At 46.6% G+C, this 18,736-nt stretch carries 16 protein-coding genes; 7 read left to right on the top strand and 9 right to left on the bottom strand.

Annotated elements, in window-relative coordinates:
• Nucleotides 1-112 precede the first annotated feature (112 nt).
• Nucleotides 113-1,117, bottom strand: a complete 1,005-nt coding sequence (locus ABTQ23_RS00505; protein WP_408613657.1) for a phosphotransferase enzyme family protein — start codon at nt 1,115-1,117, stop codon at nt 113-115.
• A 253-nt stretch (nt 1,118-1,370) separates the two neighbouring features.
• Here ABTQ23_RS00505 and eat point away from each other — a divergent pair, with 253 nt between their 5' ends.
• Complete coding sequence (gene eat, locus ABTQ23_RS00510; protein ID WP_408613658.1) at nt 1,371-2,735, top strand: ethanolamine permease; 1,365 nt, start codon at nt 1,371-1,373, stop codon at nt 2,733-2,735.
• A 246-nt stretch (nt 2,736-2,981) separates the two neighbouring features.
• Here the strand turns inward: eat and ABTQ23_RS00515 are convergent, their stop codons facing one another.
• A complete protein-coding gene (locus ABTQ23_RS00515) occupies nt 2,982-4,322 on the bottom strand; it encodes an aspartate aminotransferase family protein (RefSeq protein WP_408613659.1) in 1,341 nt (446 codons plus the stop codon).
• Between the two features lie 232 nt (nt 4,323-4,554).
• Here ABTQ23_RS00515 and pdxY point away from each other — a divergent pair, with 232 nt between their 5' ends.
• From pdxY to ABTQ23_RS00530, 3 genes are all read left to right on the top strand, one after another.
• A complete protein-coding gene (gene pdxY, locus ABTQ23_RS00520) occupies nt 4,555-5,418 on the top strand; it encodes a pyridoxal kinase PdxY (RefSeq protein ID WP_408613660.1) in 864 nt (287 codons plus the stop codon).
• Nucleotides 5,419-5,421: 3 nt separating this feature from the next.
• The gene (locus tag ABTQ23_RS00525) at nt 5,422-6,711 is read left to right on the top strand and encodes a cytosine permease (protein ID WP_408613661.1); all 1,290 of its coding nucleotides are present in this window, start codon (nt 5,422-5,424) and stop codon (nt 6,709-6,711) included.
• 120 nt (nt 6,712-6,831) lie between these two features.
• Nucleotides 6,832-7,506 carry a type 1 glutamine amidotransferase domain-containing protein gene (locus ABTQ23_RS00530; protein ID WP_408613662.1) on the top strand — a complete coding sequence of 225 codons (675 nt, stop codon included), beginning with the start codon at nt 6,832-6,834 and terminating at the stop codon, nt 7,504-7,506.
• Between the two features lie 86 nt (nt 7,507-7,592).
• Here ABTQ23_RS00530 and nhaC read toward each other — a convergent pair whose 3' ends face one another.
• From nhaC to ABTQ23_RS00545, 3 genes are all read right to left on the bottom strand, one after another.
• Nucleotides 7,593-9,089 carry a Na+/H+ antiporter NhaC gene (gene nhaC / locus ABTQ23_RS00535; protein WP_408613663.1) on the bottom strand — a complete coding sequence of 499 codons (1,497 nt, stop codon included), beginning with the start codon at nt 9,087-9,089 and terminating at the stop codon, nt 7,593-7,595.
• A gap of 284 nt (nt 9,090-9,373) precedes the next feature.
• Nucleotides 9,374-11,263, bottom strand: coding sequence for a diguanylate cyclase domain-containing protein (locus ABTQ23_RS00540; protein ID WP_408613664.1), 1,890 nt, complete (start codon nt 11,261-11,263; stop codon nt 9,374-9,376).
• A 153-nt stretch (nt 11,264-11,416) separates the two neighbouring features.
• Nucleotides 11,417-12,445 carry an oxidoreductase gene (locus ABTQ23_RS00545; RefSeq protein ID WP_408613665.1) on the bottom strand — a complete coding sequence of 343 codons (1,029 nt, stop codon included), beginning with the start codon at nt 12,443-12,445 and terminating at the stop codon, nt 11,417-11,419.
• A gap of 133 nt (nt 12,446-12,578) precedes the next feature.
• Here ABTQ23_RS00545 and ABTQ23_RS00550 point away from each other — a divergent pair, with 133 nt between their 5' ends.
• The gene (locus ABTQ23_RS00550) at nt 12,579-13,205 is read left to right on the top strand and encodes a LysE family translocator (RefSeq protein ID WP_408613666.1); all 627 of its coding nucleotides are present in this window, start codon (nt 12,579-12,581) and stop codon (nt 13,203-13,205) included.
• Here ABTQ23_RS00550 and ABTQ23_RS00555 read toward each other — a convergent pair.
• Nucleotides 13,202-14,617, bottom strand: a complete 1,416-nt coding sequence (locus ABTQ23_RS00555; protein ID WP_408613667.1) for a cryptochrome/photolyase family protein — start codon at nt 14,615-14,617, stop codon at nt 13,202-13,204. The genes ABTQ23_RS00550 and ABTQ23_RS00555 overlap by 4 nt on opposite strands.
• A 129-nt stretch (nt 14,618-14,746) precedes the next feature.
• On the opposite strand from ABTQ23_RS00555, the gene ABTQ23_RS00560 reads away from it, so the two are divergent.
• Together ABTQ23_RS00560 and arfB are read left to right on the top strand one after the other, a co-directional pair.
• A complete protein-coding gene (locus tag ABTQ23_RS00560; protein WP_408613668.1) occupies nt 14,747-15,361 on the top strand; it encodes a trimeric intracellular cation channel family protein in 615 nt (204 codons plus the stop codon).
• A gap of 25 nt (nt 15,362-15,386) precedes the next feature.
• Nucleotides 15,387-15,797 (top strand): alternative ribosome rescue aminoacyl-tRNA hydrolase ArfB, encoded by a 411-nt coding sequence (gene arfB / locus ABTQ23_RS00565; RefSeq protein ID WP_408613669.1) that lies wholly within the window; start codon nt 15,387-15,389, stop codon nt 15,795-15,797.
• Nucleotides 15,798-15,799: 2 nt separating this feature from the next.
• On the opposite strand, the gene asd is transcribed toward arfB, so the two are convergent.
• From asd to pstB, 3 genes are all read right to left on the bottom strand, one after another.
• Nucleotides 15,800-16,906 (bottom strand): aspartate-semialdehyde dehydrogenase, encoded by a 1,107-nt coding sequence (gene asd / locus ABTQ23_RS00570; protein ID WP_408613670.1) that lies wholly within the window; start codon nt 16,904-16,906, stop codon nt 15,800-15,802.
• 299 nt (nt 16,907-17,205) lie between these two features.
• Nucleotides 17,206-17,937, bottom strand: coding sequence for a phosphate signaling complex protein PhoU (gene phoU / locus ABTQ23_RS00575; protein WP_408613671.1), 732 nt, complete (start codon nt 17,935-17,937; stop codon nt 17,206-17,208).
• Between the two features lie 17 nt (nt 17,938-17,954).
• Nucleotides 17,955-18,731 carry a phosphate ABC transporter ATP-binding protein PstB gene (gene pstB, locus ABTQ23_RS00580; RefSeq protein WP_408613672.1) on the bottom strand — a complete coding sequence of 259 codons (777 nt, stop codon included), beginning with the start codon at nt 18,729-18,731 and terminating at the stop codon, nt 17,955-17,957.
• Nucleotides 18,732-18,736: the final 5 nt, after the last annotated feature.

The raw sequence follows: 18,736 nt of genomic DNA on the forward strand, positions 1-18,736 counted from the left end.
TTTTTAAACCAATGTCTTATAGATGATATTTCAATAAGTTAACTATATTTATCGATAACCAATTCGAGGTTTTACGCACCGTTTTTGCGCTGTTGAGCAAAGTTTGTGCATATTATTGACCAATCGGCAGTCCGTCAGTTTCTAAATAACGCCGGCATAAGCGCACCGATTCATTGGCCCATTGATCGCCAAGACTTAACGTCATCTCTGTTTGAGCATGGGTTCCCGTCCAGGCGAGCATCTGAATTCGCCGCTGAATGATCATCGCTGGAAGAATTGCTAAATCACTGTCGCTGCAGTGTGCTTGGGTTTCATAGCCATTGAGCCATTGGTCCACCCACAGGGGGGCATTCGCCAAATGTTCGTTAAAGCTAATCGCTGCGGCTAAATCATGCATGTACCAGCCCATGCCACAGTCATCAAAGTCAATCACCCGGGTTTGGCCGTTAAATAACAGAATGTTGGTTAGGCGAAGATCTGCATGAATTAACCCATATCGGTCATCACTCATGCCATAAGCGGCCATCTGCTGCGCAACTTTTGTCAGTGCCTGGTGAATGAGTGCATGATCGCTGGGATTTAGATGCGGCGCGTCTTGCCAACGTCCCCAATGGGCATCATCGGTCACCATGGTCTGATGATTCCAGATAATTCGCTCAAAGCTTGCTGGGCGTTGCCAGCTTTTGGCATGTTGATGCAATTTGGCTGTGATAGCGCCAAGGCCAAAAAAAGCTTTGGGGTCAACCTCGGTGGTTGGCATATCACCTTCAATCCAGCCGAACATCACTGCATAGCGTTGTTCTCCACTATCTAAGGTTAACGTTTGAACGCGCTCGCCTTCTTTATTGGCTATTGCAATAGGAACTTCGATGCCGTTTTCACGCAGTGCATCCAGCCATAAAAGCTCGCTGTTGATGGCATTAAAGCTGTGATAATCGGGTCGATGGATGCGCAGTGCATAGCGGTTATTGGTGGTGGTGATTTTTAAGGTCGCATTTTCTGAGCGGCACAATAAACTGATATCGCCTTGGTAAGAATTGTCATAGCGCTCTAATAGCGTCGAAGCCAGAGCCAGAACCTGCTGGTCGGTTAAGGTATCGTATTGCTGCGTTGACATCGGAAAACTCCATCTATTCGTCGATAGTTAAAGCTTCTAATTTTCTTGCTCTTTGTGCTTGACCTAATGTTGCACCAAGCACTCGCTGTTGCACTGTAGTGTCAACTTAATTGGAAAGTTGACTTTAGGTGGCAAACTGAGTCGGATTTGGTCAAGTTTTCTTTTGTTGAATCATCGATTATCAAAGGGTCGTTCAAAAAAGCGTCGATATTTTGCTGTTTGAACCGTTTCGGTCGATCATTGGAGATTTCGTATGACGGAAAAACTTAAACCGACATTGAGCACGCTGCATCTGTGGGGAATTGCAGTGGGGCTGGTTATTTCGGGTGAGTATTTTGGCTGGAGTTATGGCTGGGGGGTAGCAGGTACATTGGGCTTTTTGATAACTACAGCCCTGATTGCCGTGATGTATACCTGCTTTATTTTTAGTTTTACTGAACTAACAACTGCAATTCCACATGCGGGTGGGCCTTTTGCTTATAGCCGTCGTGCCTTTGGTGAAACCGGTGGTTTGATTGCAGGGATGGCGACATTAATTGAATTTGTTTTTGCTCCACCTGCGATTGCGATGGCAATTGGGGCGTATTTAAATGTGCAGTTCCCACATTTAGACCCGCGTTATGCCGCTGTTGGCGCTTACATTGTGTTTATGGGGCTGAATATTCTCGGGGTGAAACTGGCTGCAACCTTTGAGCTATTAGTCACCATATTAGCCGTTATCGAGTTACTGGTCTTTATGGGCGTTGTCGCACCGGGCTTTAGTTTTAGCCATTTTGTCATCAATGGTTGGGCTGGTAGTAACCAGTTTAGCTCTCATGCTATTGCGGGTATTTTTGCGGCCATTCCATTTGCTATCTGGTTTTTCCTTGCCATTGAAGGGGCGGCTATGGCTGCTGAAGAAGCCAAAGATCCCAAACGCACGATTCCTAAAGCATATATTTCCGGCATCCTGACCTTAGTTGTGTTAGCAATTGGGGTGATGATGTTAGCCGGTGGTGCTGGTAATTGGCAGGAGCTTTCAGGAATTAACGATCCATTGCCGCAAGCCATGAAAATCGTGGTGGGTGCCAACTCTGGCTGGATGCATATGCTGGTGTGGATTGGTCTGTTTGGCTTAATTGCGAGTTTCCACGGGATTATTCTTGGTTACTCTCGGCAATTTTTTGCACTGGCTCGTGCCGGTTACTTGCCTGAAAGTTTAGCTAAGTTATCGGCTTTTAAAACGCCTCATCGCGCCATTATCACCGGCGGTATTATTGGCATCATCGCCATCTTCAGTGATAGTTTCGTGAACTTAGAGGGGATGAGTTTAACCGCTGCGATGATTACTATGGCCGTTTTTGGTGCGATTGTGATGTACATCATGAGCATGTTGAGTTTGTTTAAACTGCGCCGCACTGAACCTGATTTGCCACGTAGCTTCCATGCGCCAGGTTATCCGCTGGTCCCTGCAATTGCGTTGGTTATCTCGGTTTTAGCGCTCATTGCGATGATCTGGTTTAACCTCGTACTGGCTGGGATTTTTGTGGGAATTTTAATTGTCGGTTATGTTTATTTTCGCCTCACCGGTGCTCAGCGTCAGCATGCACCCGAAGATGCGATGTTAGCAGGCAAATAAAGTCATATTGATTAAGTGTTACCGCCGCACTAGCGGCGGTTTTTTTATCTTTGCTAAGCCACTGCCAAAGATAGCGTGAGTTATACCGATGGCTTTTGCAGCTGCTAGCCTAAGGTGTTACAAGCAATATAATCACTGAGAGATTTATCTGCGAACTGGCAATCGAGCTATCAGGCGAGCGATGTTTAATAAATGAGCTTATTAAAAAAGGGAGCATCAGCTCCCTAATCTATTTCAATTGGATTCTTAAGCTTTTAATTCGCTAAGTGATTCATCTAGCGCGCCAACTAACCAGTCAATATCGTGTTCTTGGAATGCCAGCGGTGGACGCAGTTTTAGAACGTTGCCATAAGGGCCAGCAACGGAGGTTAAAACGTGTTTTTCGCGTAACCGTTCAATGACATTCAGCGCCAGTTGCTGGTCCGCTTCTTTGCTGGTTCTATCTTTAACCAGTTCAAAACCGATAAATAATCCAGCACCACGAACATCGCCGACACATTCATGTTTGTCCATCAATGTTTTAAGCTCTGCTAATAGTTTGCGGCCAACGGTGAGGCTGTGTTCTTGCAAGTGTTCATCGCGAATCACTTTAAGCACGGCTTGAGCTGCAGCCATCGCCACAGGGTTACCACCAAAGGTATTAAAATAAGGGATGCTGTCGCTAAATGAGGCTAACACGTCGCTTTTCGCAAACAGCCCAGAAACAGGGATCCCATTGCCCATTGGCTTGCCGACGGTGACAACATCCGGCACTAAGCTGTGGCGAGCAAATCCCCAGAACGCTTCGCCGGTGCGGGCAAAGCCTGGCTGAACTTCATCGGCAATGAAAATCCCACCGTTTTTATGCACGACATCGATAGCTTCTTGCATAAATCCTGCGGTCCCGGGTAAAACCCCATCAGAAGAAAAGATAGAGTCCGCTAAAAAGCCCGCAAATTTAATGCCGTGAGCTGTCATATCATCAATCTGTGCCTGCATCTGCTGAGCAAACCAGTGGCCTAAATCAACGTCACTGAGCCGATAGTGATCCGGCGATGGAAGCAAGCGAGTCGTTGCATCTAAGGCTTGGCCTGTACCAAGGGCGGGTGATGCGCCAGAGGTTAGCGCACTGGTACCATGATAGGCTTCTTGGGTGACAATAATACCGGTGCCACCGCTAAAGGAGCGAGCCACGCGCATGGCTAGATCGTTTGCTTCAGAGCCAGTACACATGTACATGGCGCGATCAATCTCGCTTGGCATGGTGGTAAGAATATCTTCAGAGTAATCCAGGATCCGTTCGTGCAGATAACGGGTGTGGGTATTGAGCTGACACATCTGTTCGTGCACAGCTTCAATGACCGCCGGATGGCAGTGACCGATACTGGCCACGTTGTTGTACACATCCAGATATTTTTCACCTGCTGCATCCCACAAATACTGGCCTTTACCTTTGACCAGATGAACAGGTTTGCGATAGAACAACCGGTAAGACTCCCCGAGAACTTTTGAGCGTTTGTCGGTTAATTCGCGAGTGTGGCTGTCCAGTCCTGCTGCATGTTCAGCACGAAAACTGTTCGTATCCATAATAGTAGAGCGCGTGGCCATGGTTACCCCCTGAAGATGGCTTTTTAACTTAGCGATTATGTTTATAATGACGGCTTTGTAGGCAAATACAACAAAGTACAAAAATACACAAAAGTACACAAATGTTGTGTGTTCGATGGCTTGTTAGGCAGATTGTTTATTTTTTATATTTTATTTTTATTAGAAATGGGGTTTTCGTGAGCAATCAACTCGTAGCATAATGCTTCATATGTTGAAGTAATCGTCGAATTTTATGCCTTATCATCTGCTCTCTATACAAAGCCACGTTGCCTTTGGTCATGTGGGAAATTGTGCTGCTGTGTTCCCCTTGCAACGCCAGGGCTTTGAAGTTACCGCCATCCATACCGTTCAGTTTTCTAACCATACCGGTTACGAACAGTTTAAAGGTGATGTGTTTCCTCCCTCGCATTTGCGCACAGTCCTTGATGGGGTGGAACAATGTGGTGCGCTTAAAAATATGAGTGCACTGCTGACTGGTTATTTAGGTGATCAGCATACCGGTGAGGTTGTGTTAGATGCGCTGGCTCGAATTCGCTCTTATCAGCCCAATGCTTTGTATTGCTGCGACCCGGTGATGGGCGATGTCGGGCGTGGATTTTATGTTCAGGATGGTCTGCCTGAGTGGATCCGTGATAAGGCGATTGTGCATGCCGATATGATTACCCCGAATCAGTTTGAGCTGAGCTTTCTTGCCGATCATCATATTGGCTCGCTCAATGATGCGATTAAAGCGGCGCAAATTGTGCGTAAAAATGGCCCTAAACAGGTGCTGCTCACCTCGCTTGATGTGAGCGAACTGGCTGAAGATGAAATTGGGATGCTACTAGATAATGAAGAAGGCAGTTATCTGGTGATCACTCCCAAACTTGATTTTAAAGAAGTGTTAAGCGGCGCCGGTGATGCGACCAGTGCTTTGTTTCTCGCGCAGCTACTTAAAGGTGCTGCTCCCGAGCAAGCTTTGCAGTTTGTCGCCGCTTCTGTTTATGCATTGCTAAAACAAACCGCGCAGTCTGGCGAGCGCGAATTGCAGTTGATTGCCGCGCAAGATGTCATGCTGAATCCCCCCCAACTCTTTCGATTTAAAAAGATACGTTAATTTATGCAACCTACTGAAAAATATACGGCCAGCAAGCCGGTTTCAAGTGAGCGCCAAAGCTGGGCTTTTGGTGATTTCTTTGCGTTGTGGACCTCTTTAGGCATCGGTTTGGCGGTGCTTCAAACTGGAGCCTTGTTAGGGCCGGGTTTGGGGCTTGCGCAGTCATTTATGATGATCTTAGTCGGCTCCGTTATTGGCGCGGCTTTAATTGCGACCGTCGGTTGGTTTAGCCAACGTCATGGACTTTCGTCAATGGCGCTGATGCAGCAGACGCTTGGTTTTAAAGGCGCGTACGTTCCTGCGTGCATGAACTTTATTCAGCTCATCGGTTGGGGCGCTTTTGAAATTGTATTGATGCGCAATGCTGTCACCCAGTTGATTGAACAGTGGTGGCCGGGTGCCACGTGGCTGACAATTCCTCTGGTTTGGACGCTCTTGTTTGGTGCTTTAGCAACTTGGCAGGCGATTCAGGGACCACTGACTTGGGTTCGCGTGTTTTTGCGTCGAGTCGGCATTTGGATTGTTGTTGCAGGCTGCGCGGGGCTCACTTATTACTGGTTCGCTCATTACTCGCTTAACCAGTTCTGGCAGCAAGCGGGTGATGGCTCAATGCCACAAGCGCTCGGGTTGGATATTGTTATTTCAATGGCGGTGAGCTGGTTACCGCTGGTGGGGGATTATAGCCGTTTTGGTAAAAGCTCAGGGCATACTTTCAACGGCACAGCGTTTGGTTACCTGATTGGCACCGTCTGGATCATGACATTGGGGGCGGCTTATCAGGTGGTATTACCCGCTGGCTCATCGAGCACGCAGTTGATGCTGTCTTTAGGTGTGGCCTTTAGTGGTATTCCACTGCTGATGGTGCTGTTTGATGAAACTGAAAATGCGTTTGCGCCGATTCACTCATCTGCCGTATCGGCAAGCTTAGTGGTGCGCTGGCCTATCTCTTATCTGGCAATGTTCTTCGGTGTTGTTTCTACCGTTGTGGCTTGGTGCGTGCCAACCGATGCTTATTTAGATTTCTTGTTGTGGATTGGTTCGGTCTTCACACCGCTATTTGCACTGTTAATGGTCGATCATTTTTCATCAAAACAGCTTCGTACTCCTGGTAAGTTTCAGGTCTGCTCGGCGCTGGTTGCCTGGCTTTTAGGGGTGGTGACTTATCACATGATGACTAGCTACTACCCTGATATTGGTGCTACGTTGCCAACATTAGTGGTCAGTGCTACTGTCTATGGCATTTTGCGTTGGTTGGTTAGCTGTTTTGGTTATCACGTTAAACAGCACAGCTAAGTCATTTGCGGTGACGTATCGATTCTAGACGATTGGTCTAGTTTTTACTAAACTGTCTGCTCATGGTCTGTCTATTTGGGCCGACAGTTTATTAACTCAGTCTTGAAAAAGGAGTGAGCGATGAAAATTTTGATGGTTTTAACCTCCCACGACAAGCTAGGTAACACCGGACACAAAACAGGTTTCTGGTTAGAAGAGTTTGCCGCACCGTATTACACATTTTTAGATGCAGGCGTTGAGCTAACGCTTGCATCTATCGCTGGTGGTCAGCCGCCACTTGATCCCAAAAGTGATGACCCGCAATCACAAACTGAGTTTACTCACCGTTTTAAAGCCGATACGAAAGCGCAGCAAGCGCTTGCCAATACTTTAGCTTTGGCTGATGTCAATGGCGCTGAGTTTGACGCTATCTTTTATCCGGGTGGTCATGGGCCACTGTGGGATTTGGCTGAAAATACCGATTCAATTAAGCTGATTGAACAGACTTTGTCGAGTCATCGCCCCGTTGCGGCTGTTTGTCATGCGCCGGGGGTTTTACGCCATGTTAAAAACCAAGATGGCAGCCCATTGGTCAAAGGAAAAAATGTCACCGGTTTTAGTAATAGTGAAGAAGCCGCCGTTGGGCTGACTGAGGTTGTGCCATTTTTGGTCGAAGATATGCTCAAAGCCAATGGTGGTCATTATGCAAAAGGTGAGGATTGGAGCAGCTTTGTGCTCACCGATGGTTTATTGGTGACCGGGCAAAACCCAAGTTCTTCGGTTGAATGCGCTAACGCGCTGTTAAAACTTCTTTAGTTAATAAAAAAGAGCTCCAACGAAGTGGAGCTCTTTTAGCGTTTTCATTCACCCTTAAACTTCGCGCCAAGCTAGGCGCTTAAGTGTTATTCAATGCCATCTACGGCTGCGACTAACTCATTCTTATCTTGCCATTCTTGACGCTCTTTTTGGGTCGCTTTAGGAGAGAAAATTCCTAAGTGCGCAAACAAGATGCCAGTCAATGGTGATAGCCAGCAGGCAAATGCCAGTGGGATGTATAAAAGATTTTCAAAGTTACCCTGAGAAATTCCTAATCCCAATGCAGAGATAACAAACGCACCCCCTGCGTTCCACGGCACTAATGGCGAGATGAGTGTGCCGCCTTCTTCAAGAGCTCGTGACAGATTCAAGGTTGAATATTTAATACCGCGATAAGCCGGCGCAAACATTCTACCTGGAAGAGCAATGGATAGATAAGGGTCGCCAGCGACTAAGTTGGTCGCCATAGAGGCACAAGCGGCAGCGGTTTGTAGCTGAGCAAATTTGCTCACCCGATTAACAATCGCGCTAATGATGGCTTCCAAGCAGCGAGTTTTTTCCAGCGCACCACCAAAGCTTAACGCGATGAGAATCAATGAAATGGTCCACATCATTGACTGAATACCACCACGGTTGAGCAGGCTGTTAACCGCATCGACATTGGTATGGATGCTATAGCCGCTGCTGGCAAAAGAAAATACATCATGCAAACTAGCGCCTTGGGCAATCATGGCTGTTGCACCACCTGCCAATACACCGGCAAACAGTGACGGAATAGGCGGCATACGTTTAACTGCCAACACAATAACAATCAGAGCTGGCAGGAGTAACCAGACCGATAAGTTAAAATGCTTATCCAGTGAGTTAGTGACGCTGGCAATATTATCAAATGAGCTATGACCGGTATGGATCATGACAAATCCCGCTACCAGATAGATCAAAAAGGCAATGATCATCGCGGGCAGCGTCGTCGGGATCATATTTTTAATATGCGAGAAGACATCGGTGCCAGTCACTGCGGGGGACAAGTTGGTGGTGTCCGAAAGAGGCGACATTTTATCGCCAAAGAAGGCGCCAGAAACAACTGCCCCTGCGGTCCAATACATCGGAATGCCAAACCCTGAGCCAATTCCCATCAGTGCTAAGCCGACCGTTCCAACGGTGCCCCAAGATGTTCCAAGTGCCAGAGACACGACAGAACAGAGCACCATTGCTGCAGCTAAAAAGATGTGGGGAGAGAGCAGGGTAAGCCCATAATAGATTAAGGTTGGAACCGTCCCGCTGGCAATCCAAGTCCCGATGATCATGCCGACGCAGATCAATACGGCAATTGATGGCAATGCCAGTGAAACAACGTGCAGCATCCCTTGTTCTATATCTTTCCATTTTAAGCCCTGTTTTAGGCCGACCAATGAGGTAATGGCTAACCCCAATGCTAATGGGATATGTGGTGTAAAATCACCGAAGTAGAAAATCTGCAATCCTAATAGCATTAGAGTCAGAATGATGGGGGTAACCGCTAAAGAAAAACTCGGTAACTTACAAAGAGGTTGGTCTGTTTCGGGCGATGAAAGTGTCGCCATGAATGGCTCCTTTTTGTGGCAATTCTTAGTTAAAAACAAAAAATCATGTCTCATTGTTTTTAAAACAATAATGTCAAAACCCTAAAACATGACTAAATGGTTAGGAAAGAATATTAACATATTCAAATATTGTTTTCACCTCTAATCATTTTTTATCCACTAAAAATAAGTTTTACATATAAAAACAGAGTGTTTTATTTTAAATTTTATTTATAAACATGAATTTATAGTTAGTGTATTAATTATTTATCTGTCAGATGTTTAGGAAGGAATAGTTCGTTAGGTTAATCAGTTAGTAATTTGGTTTCGGTGCTTGGTGAATGATCTAACGTGACAAAGCTGTGGGTGAGCTGGTCATCAATTGCAACTTTTTGCTCAATTGCAGCATTGCGGCAAGTTTTGATGTAGTACATTGCTTGGTCGGCTAAATGCAGCTGTTGTTCAAAAGAGTGGCGTTTAAACGAGCTTAAGCAGATGCCGATACTCGCACCAACTTTTGTTTCGATATCACAGTCTAGATGAATCGGGGCAATGAGCTGGCGGAGCAGACGCTTAGCAAATTCTAATAAAATGTCTCTTGCATCAATTTGTGAGCAGAGAATCACAAACTCATCGCCACCTAAGCGTGCGACAATATCACTCGGGCGACAGACTGATTTGAGGCGTTTGGCGACCGTTTGGAGCAGTATGTCACCAGCGGCGTGGCCATATCGGTCGTTGATCGGTTTAAAGCCATCTAAATCAATTAAGAACACCGCCAGTGTTGTCTCTTGAGAGAGTGATTGTTTTAATCGTTGGTAATTAGAGGATAAACCAAGGCGATTAAAAATTTGGGTCAGCGGGTCGTGGTTGGCCATCGATTCGAGCGACTCTTTAGCTAGTTTTAGCTCGTAAGTTCGCTCGCTGACTCGTTTTTCTAGCAGTTTTTCCTGGGTTTTTAAGGTCTTTAGTAATTTGTTTTGCGCAAGATCCTTTTGCCGTTTTAGCTCATTAAAGCGTGCCGCCAGAGCAAATGATAACAAGATCATCTCCATGGCTGAGCCAATTTCCATGCCGTATACGCTGATAAAGTTTGAAGCAATCAGTCCGGTGTTTCGCACAGAAACCAATGCTGAACCGATGAGCAGGCAGGTCCAAGCCAGCAGGTAATAACGTGCGGCTGGAACCTTATTATAAACTCCGATTAAGCCGCAAAACGCTAAAAATGCGCCCATGCTACAGCCTAATAGTGACATGATTTTTACCCCAACTTGAACGGGTAAAAACAATGTTGCGCCAGCCATAACAGCCGTGATAACGATCATCACTTGGTGGACTCTATCAACGCGAGGCGCTTTGGTTTTAAGCGCTAAGAAATAGCGGGCAAAAATGACCGCCCACACCACGGCAATACTGAAGCCACAAGGAACGGCATAGTTAATCACGGGGCCAATCAACGGCCAAGCATACAAGCCAGCGACCCCATTTGCGGTCATAGTGGCAATGGCAAAGCAGCTGATAAAACCGCAATACAACAGAAATACCCGTTGATGTAACACGGTGCCCAAAAAGAAGTTATAAAGCGCCAGCGCGCAGGCCATGCCGATGAATAAAATCTGAAAGAGCAGCATCTGGTTGCTGACCCGATGAAACTCATCAACGGTATAGATGGACGCATCTAAGGTCATGCTGCCATTGGCTTTGGCTTTTAAATACAGTGTAATCGATTGATTAGCAGGTAGTTTTAATAAAAATGCGGGATGAATATCTGTCATCGCTCGCTTATCTGGAGAAATTACGAATCCACTATATTGATGTTCGATCAGATGATGATTGGCCACCGCATACAAGTCAATGCGATCGATATATGGGTATTGAAACATCAATACTCGCTCGAGTGATTGCGAGCTTTGCAGCGAAAGCTTTAACCATACGGTGTCTTGGGTATAACCGATGTGCAGAGAATCGCGCCCCGAGGAGTGTTTAAAGCGCTCAGGTTGTGCCATGACATCACTCAGTGAGAGCTTTGAGTTAGAATCGATTAGAATTTCGACATGGCTATCTAGCGATTGTTGTGCGCGTAGTGGGTTGATTCTAAGCAGTTGTGCTTGAGCATGCGGAATTAGACCCCAAATGAGCCCCATCCCTAAAATCATCCAAGTCCACAGGCTTAGATGATTGCTCCACTGCTTCATCAATCATTTCCATTTGTATCATCAATAACAAGGCATGATCATACCATAATCATGCCTTTAGGAGTCATTTTTTAACCAATTCTGCTAGTTCTTCCTTTCTTTATATCAATCAAATAGTTCCTGTTATAAGCGCTTGATGATAAAAACATTATTTTATTCACTAAAGCTTAAGGTTTGTTGCTGCGCTTGACTTTGTTCGGCTAATTGAATCACTCGAATCGTATCTAACGCTTGCTCAGCGCTTATTGGTAGCGGTGCATTATAAAGCAGCGCTTGCGCTAATTGGCGATAAAAATGGTGATAGCCACCTTGAATGTTTGCTATCTGGGTTTCGCCTTGCTCGGTGTAGAGCATCCCAACTTCTGCGCCCGGCTGCTGTGTTGAACTGGTATCGACGATTCCCGCTTTAAGCTGGTTTTCTTGAGGATCCACGCCATATTTTACATAACTGCCTTGCTCGCCTTCTAAGCGAAAGCGCAATACTGGGCCTGCGCTAAACGAGCTGGAATGCACAATGACTAGGTGGTCGGCGTAGTGCAAAGTTAGGTGAAAATAATCAACCGCAGGTGAATGCTCACGCATCGCGAGCACGTCTGCGCTGACTTTCTGCGGGCGGCCAAACAGCGCTAACACTTGGTCGATGATATGAGAGCCGAGATCATAAAGAGTGCCTGAGCCCGGTTTACCATCTTCACGCCAGCGCACTTTTACCTCAGGGCGAAAACGGTCGTAGTGCGATTGAAATACTTTAAGTTTACCGAGCTTGTTCTCTTCGAGGAGCTTTTTGACGGTTAGAAAATCACCATCCCAGCGCCGATTGTGGTATATGCAAAGCTTCACATTCGCTTGTTTGGCCTGATTGATAAGCGCTTCGCCTTGTTTGATATCGATGACAAACGGTTTTTCCAAAAGCACATGCTGGCCCTTTTCGATAGCTGCTTTTGCCAGTGGATAGTGGGCTTGGTTGGGCGCGGTGATAATGACCAGCTGAGCATCACTTTGCTCGATGAGAGTCATGGCATCTTGATAGTGAGCGACATTTGGATAATCCGCTTTGAGCGCTTCACTCTGACTTGAACTAATCGCAACGAGTTCAAACATGGGCAGTGCGTTAATAAATGGCAGATGGAAGGTTTTGGCGGAATTTCCGTAGCCAATGACGCCAACACGAATAGGTTGCATAACGACTCCTTGATTAAGATTCACACCAAATCCTCGCTTGCGCTGAGCGGCTTGTCAATCTGTTATGCAAATGACTGTGATGGCGTTATTCTAGCGTTACGAATGACACAGCAAGGAATGAACGAGGGCGTTTGTGGATATCAGTCGTTGGCTACCTTTGGCAGCCGTATGTTTGTTGGGGGCAATGTCGCCGGGACCAAGTTTAGCCATGGTGATTCGTCATACCATCAGTGGTGGCCGTCGTTGTGGTTATGTTGCCGCGTGGTGTCATACGACCGGTATTGCGGTGTATGCGGCGTTAAGTGTTTTTGGTTTAGCGGTTATTTTGTTAAAAGCGCAGCTATTATTTCGCATTATCGCCCTTGCTGGCGCTTGTTATCTCATCTGGATGGGCATTGGTTCATTTCGCCAAGCCGCTGGTAAGTTTGAGCTTAGCCAAAGTGCTGCGAGCTCATCGCCCGTTGATGCCGCGCGTGATGCATTGGCTATCTCATTGCTGAATCCCAAAATTTTACTGTTTTTTATTGCGCTGTTTAGCCCTTTTGTCCAAAGTGCTCAAGGCTCCCATGGCGTGCTCGTACTCACGCCATGGCTCATTGATGGTTGTTGGTATTCGCTAGTGGTGACTATTTTAACCCAAGCGGGCCTGTTGAACTGGATCCGTCGCCATAACCGTTATTTAGACTGGATTTGTGGCCTGATTTTATTAGGCATTGGCGTTGAAGTGATTTTTTCGACATTGTCTTCAGTGCTCTTTTAGTCTGATTTGGTTTGCGCAGCAAAGCGCTCAATGGCCTGTTTGCGCGATTGTTTAAGATTGACAATTGCCAGTGGATAATTGAGTTTTTGGCGCACTTCATCGCTTGGCTCGTGGATTTGCGCTGGCGATAGTGAGGCCAATTCGCTGACCCAGCGGCGAATATAATCCCCTTTGGGATCAAATTTCTGACTTTGGCTAACCGGATTAAAAACTCGAAAATAGGGTGCAGCATCTGTTCCGGTAGAAGCGCTCCACTGCCATCCGCCGTTGTTACTGGCCAGATGTCCATCAATCAGTTTGCTCATGAAATATTTTTCGCCTTCTCGCCAGTCGAGCCAGAGGTTTTTAGATAAAAATGAAGCGCAGATCATCCGTACCCGGTTATGCATCCAGCCAATTTCATTAAGCTGGCGCATGCCAGCATCAACAATTGGGATCCCGGTTTTACCCTGTTGCCAAGCACTGAGTGCTTGTGGATTGTTATCCCACTTAATGGCGCGCGTCTCACTTTTAAAGGTTAGCCCCTGGCTGATGGCGTCAAATTGTGCGAGCAGCTGAATATAAAACTCGCGCCAGATCAGTTCATTAAGCCAACATCCAGGGCCTGATTTAGGGTCAAGATATTGGTTGGGGTAGCTTTGCTTTAATAGATAAAGGGCTTGCGCGCTAGAAAATACTCCGTGGGCAAGGGCTGCCGACAGGCGGCTTGTGGCTGGCTCATTGGGAAAATCGCGTGATTGTTGGTAATCACTAACTTTATTTTTTATAAAATGGCTGAGATGGTTGAGTACTTGTTGTTGCGCCACTGGCCAGCGGCTTTCTCCATCGGCTAAACGTGCAAGTTCCTCGTTATCTAACCCTTCATCAATGTTTATATTGATTGGCGCTTGGTTGGGGGCGCTAAGTGGTGGGTGGTCATGCAATGCAAGCTGCGCTTTCCATGCTTTGGAAAAAGGGGTGAACACTCGATAAGGTAGCCCTTTGCCTGTGACAAGTTCGCCGGGCGCTATGAGTAACTGGCTGGTAAAACTGCTCAGTTGAATGGATTGTGAGGCAAGTTCGGTGCGAATTTTCTCATCGCGCTGACGCTCCCAGAGTCCATATTCAGCGCCAATCAGCACTTCATCGATATTTAGTTTAAGACATAACGCTTTGAGCTCATCGATGCTGTGGTCATAGTCATCGCAACTTTTAACTATCAGCGGGATATGGCAATCGTGAAGCTCTTGGCGCAATGCACAAAGGCGGTTGAGCACATATTGATTGCGCAGCGGGCTGTGGTTTTGCCGCTGCCATTGTTTGGTCGTAATCAGATAACAGCCATAGATGGGTTGGCCGCTGTGGCTGGCATAACTGAGCATGGGGTTATCCAGAGTGCGTAAATCGTGTCGAAACCAAACTAATTTTGCCATTAAGGACTCCTTTTTAATTCTCTTAGGAGCATAGAGCCGATTGCTGATTCACTCAACTTTGGCGCTGGTATCGAAGCGATAAATTGGGTCTAATAGGCGCGTTAAAACGCGATTGCTTAAGAGCGAAAAATGTTAATTACGGTTTTGGATTATTTTGGTACGGCAGTATTTGCTATCTCGGGTGTCTTAGTGGCTACCGGGCGACGGATGGATCCATTTGGCGCGTTAGTCTTAGCCACTTGTACCGCCATCGGTGGTGGTACCATTCGGGATATGGCATTAGGGGATACCCCGGTTTTTTGGGTGCATCAACTTGCTTATCTGTGGGTGATTCTAGCCGCCAGTGTCGTTAGTTTGATTGGTCTGTGGCGTTTAAAAACTTTGCCGTGGTGGTTGCTGCCAGTTGCTGATGCCATTGGGATGGCAACCTTCATGGCAATTGGGGCGGTCAAAGCCCAGCAAAGTGGTGCACCTCTTTCCATTTGTGTGCTGATGGGGATTCTAACCGCGTGTGGTGGTGGCATGTTACGAGATGTGTTGGCAAATCGAGTGCCACTGGTGCTGCGCCAAGAGGTCTATGCAACTGCGTGCCTTGCCGGTGGCATTGCCTGGATTTTAGCAGTAAGTGTTCACTCACCATTTTGGGTCAGCACCTTACTATGTATTTTAACGGCCTTGTTGATCCGCCTGGTGGCAATTCGTTACCATTTATCACTCCCAACGCTTATGGTGCGGCGTTATTAGGGGATTTTATTTAAGGAGTTAATCTATGTTGCAGGTCAAACCCGGCGTTGCTATCGATGAGGATGCCATCAAAATTTCTCAGATAAGAGCAAGTGGTCCTGGTGGGCAGAATGTGAATAAAGTCGCGTCTGCTGTGGAACTGCGCTTAGATATTGCGCAAAGCGGTTTAACTCAAACTCAGCAGCAGCGCTTGCTGCGTTATTCAGATCAGCGCATTACTTCTCAAGGGGAGATTGTGATTAAAGCGCAGATGCACCGCACTTATCAGCTTAATTTAGACGATGCGAAACAGCGGCTGGTTGAGCTGGTGGCTAAGGCGCTGCATCAAAATAAAAAACGTAAGAAGACCAAACCAACCAAGGCGTCGGTGCGTCGACGCCTTGATAAGAAAAGTCAGCACAGCTCTAAAAAAGCGCTGCGCTCAAAAGTTCTCTAATTTTAAGCCTGCTGCAAAATATTTAACATCCGGCGCAGTGGTTCAGCGGCGCCCCATAACAGCTGGTCACCCACGGTAAATGCTGAAATATATTCTCCGCCCATGGCTAATTTACGAATTCGGCCGATAGGCACACTTAGCGTCCCTGTCACTTTTGCAGGCGAAAGCTCTTGCATGCTCAACTGTTTTTCGTTGGCAATCACTTTTACCCACTGATTATGCTCGGCTAAGATGGATTCAATTTCACTGACCGGCAAGTCTTTTTTCAGCTTAATGGTCAGTGCTTGAGCATGGCAGCGCATCGCGCCAACTCGTACACACAAGCCATCGATTGGCACTGGGGTATCGCTTTGGCCTAAAATTTTGTTGGCTTCAGCCTGCGCTTTCCACTCTTCTTTGCTCTGGCCAGATGGCAGTTCGGCATCAATCCATGGAATTAGGCTGCCCGCTAGCGGTACACCAAACTGGTCGGTTGGAAAGCTGTCTGAGCGCATTTTAGCGGCAACTTTGCGATCGATTTCCAAAATCGCTGAAGATGGCGAGCTTAGCTCTGGCGCGACACAATCGTGTAACTCACCCATTTGGCTAAGCAGTTCACGCATGTTGCGAGCACCGGCCCCAGATGCGGCTTGATAGGTCATCGGGGTGACCCATTCGATTAAGTCTTTTTCAAATAAACCGGCCAGCGCTATTAGCATCAATGAAACGGTGCAGTTACCGCCGACGAAGGTTTTTGTGCCTTCGGCCAATGCTTTGTCGATAACATGGCGGTTAACCGGGTCGAGAATAATAACGGATTCATCAACCATGCGCAGTGTCGATGCGGCATCAATCCAGTAGCCTTGCCAGCCTGATTCGCGTAATTTGGGGTAAGTAGCTTTGGTGTAATCACCGCCCTGACAGGTGACAATCACATCCATTTTTGCAAGTTCTTCAATCGATGAGGCATCTTTTAACGGCTTGCTATCGCCAATTTCTGGACCCTTCTGTCCGACTTGTGAGGTGGTGAAAAATACGGGGGTGATTTTGGCAAAATCATTTTCTTCTTGCATCCGTTGCATTAGTACGGAACCAACCATTCCGCGCCATCCCACAAAACCTACATTCATGGTTGCCTGTCCTCGCTCAAATTTATTGTTGTTCAGTGAAATTGGGCAATCTGCATTACCCATCCATTATGTATGACTTATCACATTAACATTGCTGATACGGGATATCTATACATCAGAGCTAAACAGAAGGGATGATTAAACGTGGCATAAAAGCTAGCAAATATGGCTATAAAATAGCTAAATCATGGTTAAGATCGCTGGCTTTTTCAGATGGTGCAGAGAGGCAAAGAGGTTGTTTTGCCAAGATGGAAGTTAAAAGTTAAAACGTGGGGCAATTAAGTCATTGCCCCAAACCATTATTTTTTAGCTGGCGGAGTGACATCGGACAGCAGTTTTTCTAGCGATTCGCCGTCAACATGGCGGAAGTCTTTGCCTTTGACCAGATAGAATACAAATTCACAGATATTCTGCACTCGGTCGCCAATACGCTCAATGGCGCGGGCACAGAACATTCCGGTCATCACATTCGGAATGGTCCGAGGGTCTTCCATCATGTAGGTCATCAACTGGCGCACAACACCTTCATATTCACGATCTACTTTTTTATCTTCGCGATAAACCTGGATCCCTTGTTCTAAATCCAATCGAGCTAATACGTCCAAGACATCATGAAGCATCTGAATGGTGTGATGGCCCAATGATTCAAGGCTAACCAACAGGGTTTGATGCTGATTAGAGAATTTTTCCAGCGCAGTACGACAGATTTTATCGGCTTCATCACCAATGCGTTCCAGCTCAGAGACGGTTCGAATGATTGCGATAATTAATCGCAGGTCACTGGCGGTTGGCTGGCGTTTGGCAATAATCTGCGTGCAGGCTTCATCGATGCTAACTTCCATCGCATTGACTTTTTGGTCATTGTCGATAACTGTTTGTGCCAGTTCCGCATCGCCTTTGTTCATCGCTTTAATTGCATCGACGAGCTGTTTTTCGACGAGCCCACCCATGGTTAAAACTTGGTTGCGTACTGATTCGAGCTCAGCATTATATTGAGCCGAAATATGTTTATTGATGTTGAGATTGTCCATTATTTAGGCTCCTGATATTAACCATAACGGCCGGTAATATAGTCTTCTGTTTGTCGCTGGCCTGGCGTTGTAAATAATGTATTAGTGTCGTTAAATTCAATCAGTTCACCTAAATACATAAAGGCAGTGTAGTCAGAGCAGCGCGCCGCCTGTTGCATGTTATGGGTTACGATAACGACGGTATATTCTGATTTTAGCTCACTAATCAGCTCTTCGATGCGCCCGGTCGAAATTGGGTCGAGGGCAGAGCATGGTTCATCAAGCAGTAATACTTCGGGACGAATGGCAATCCCTCGGGCAATACACAGACGCTGCTGCTGACCACCAGAGAGGCTGTTGCCGCTGTTATGCAGCTTGTCTTTGGTTTCGTTCCACAAGGCTGCTTTTTCTAATGCCCATTGAACGCGTTCGTCCATTTCTGGGCGAGACAGTTTTTCAAATAACCGAACACCGAAGGCAATATTGTCATAAATCGACATCGGAAATGGCGTCGGTTTCTGAAAGACCATCCCAACCTGAGCGCGTAACAGCGCAACATCTTGGTTATCAGCCAGAATATTTTTGCCATCAAGCAGAATTTCACCTTCTGCTTGTTGCTCTGGGTAGAGGTTATACATTTTATTAAAGGTACGCAGCAATGTGGATTTGCCACACCCTGATGGACCGATAAAAGCGGTCACTTTATTGGTGGCGATATCCAAATTGATATCTTTTAGCGCATGGAATTTACCGTAGAAGAAATTCATGTTGCGCACTTGAATTTTGGGATCAGTGATCGGGGTTTCAGTACTCATTCAAA

Source organism: Celerinatantimonas sediminis (assembly GCF_046054195.1).
Classification (GTDB): Bacteria; Pseudomonadota; Gammaproteobacteria; order Enterobacterales; family Celerinatantimonadaceae; genus Celerinatantimonas.

Excerpts from the sequence above, each read along its gene's own strand:
- ABTQ23_RS00505 (WP_408613657.1), bottom strand. The coding sequence starts at position 1,117 with ATGTCAACGCAGCAATACGATACCTTAACCGACCAGCAGGTTCTGGCT.
- eat (WP_408613658.1), top strand. The coding sequence starts at position 1,371 with ATGACGGAAAAACTTAAACCGACATTGAGCACGCTGCATCTGTGGGGA.
- ABTQ23_RS00515 (WP_408613659.1), bottom strand. The coding sequence starts at position 4,322 with ATGGCCACGCGCTCTACTATTATGGATACGAACAGTTTTCGTGCTGAA.
- pdxY (WP_408613660.1), top strand. The coding sequence starts at position 4,555 with ATGCCTTATCATCTGCTCTCTATACAAAGCCACGTTGCCTTTGGTCAT.
- ABTQ23_RS00525 (WP_408613661.1), top strand. The coding sequence starts at position 5,422 with ATGCAACCTACTGAAAAATATACGGCCAGCAAGCCGGTTTCAAGTGAG.
- ABTQ23_RS00530 (WP_408613662.1), top strand. The coding sequence starts at position 6,832 with ATGAAAATTTTGATGGTTTTAACCTCCCACGACAAGCTAGGTAACACC.
- nhaC (WP_408613663.1), bottom strand. The coding sequence starts at position 9,089 with ATGGCGACACTTTCATCGCCCGAAACAGACCAACCTCTTTGTAAGTTA.
- ABTQ23_RS00540 (WP_408613664.1), bottom strand. The coding sequence starts at position 11,263 with ATGAAGCAGTGGAGCAATCATCTAAGCCTGTGGACTTGGATGATTTTA.
- ABTQ23_RS00545 (WP_408613665.1), bottom strand. The coding sequence starts at position 12,445 with ATGCAACCTATTCGTGTTGGCGTCATTGGCTACGGAAATTCCGCCAAA.
- ABTQ23_RS00555 (WP_408613667.1), bottom strand. The coding sequence starts at position 14,617 with ATGGCAAAATTAGTTTGGTTTCGACACGATTTACGCACTCTGGATAAC.
- ABTQ23_RS00560 (WP_408613668.1), top strand. The coding sequence starts at position 14,747 with ATGTTAATTACGGTTTTGGATTATTTTGGTACGGCAGTATTTGCTATC.
- arfB (WP_408613669.1), top strand. The coding sequence starts at position 15,387 with ATGTTGCAGGTCAAACCCGGCGTTGCTATCGATGAGGATGCCATCAAA.
- asd (WP_408613670.1), bottom strand. The coding sequence starts at position 16,906 with ATGAATGTAGGTTTTGTGGGATGGCGCGGAATGGTTGGTTCCGTACTA.
- phoU (WP_408613671.1), bottom strand. The coding sequence starts at position 17,937 with ATGGACAATCTCAACATCAATAAACATATTTCGGCTCAATATAATGCT.
- pstB (WP_408613672.1), bottom strand. The coding sequence starts at position 18,731 with ATGAGTACTGAAACCCCGATCACTGATCCCAAAATTCAAGTGCGCAAC.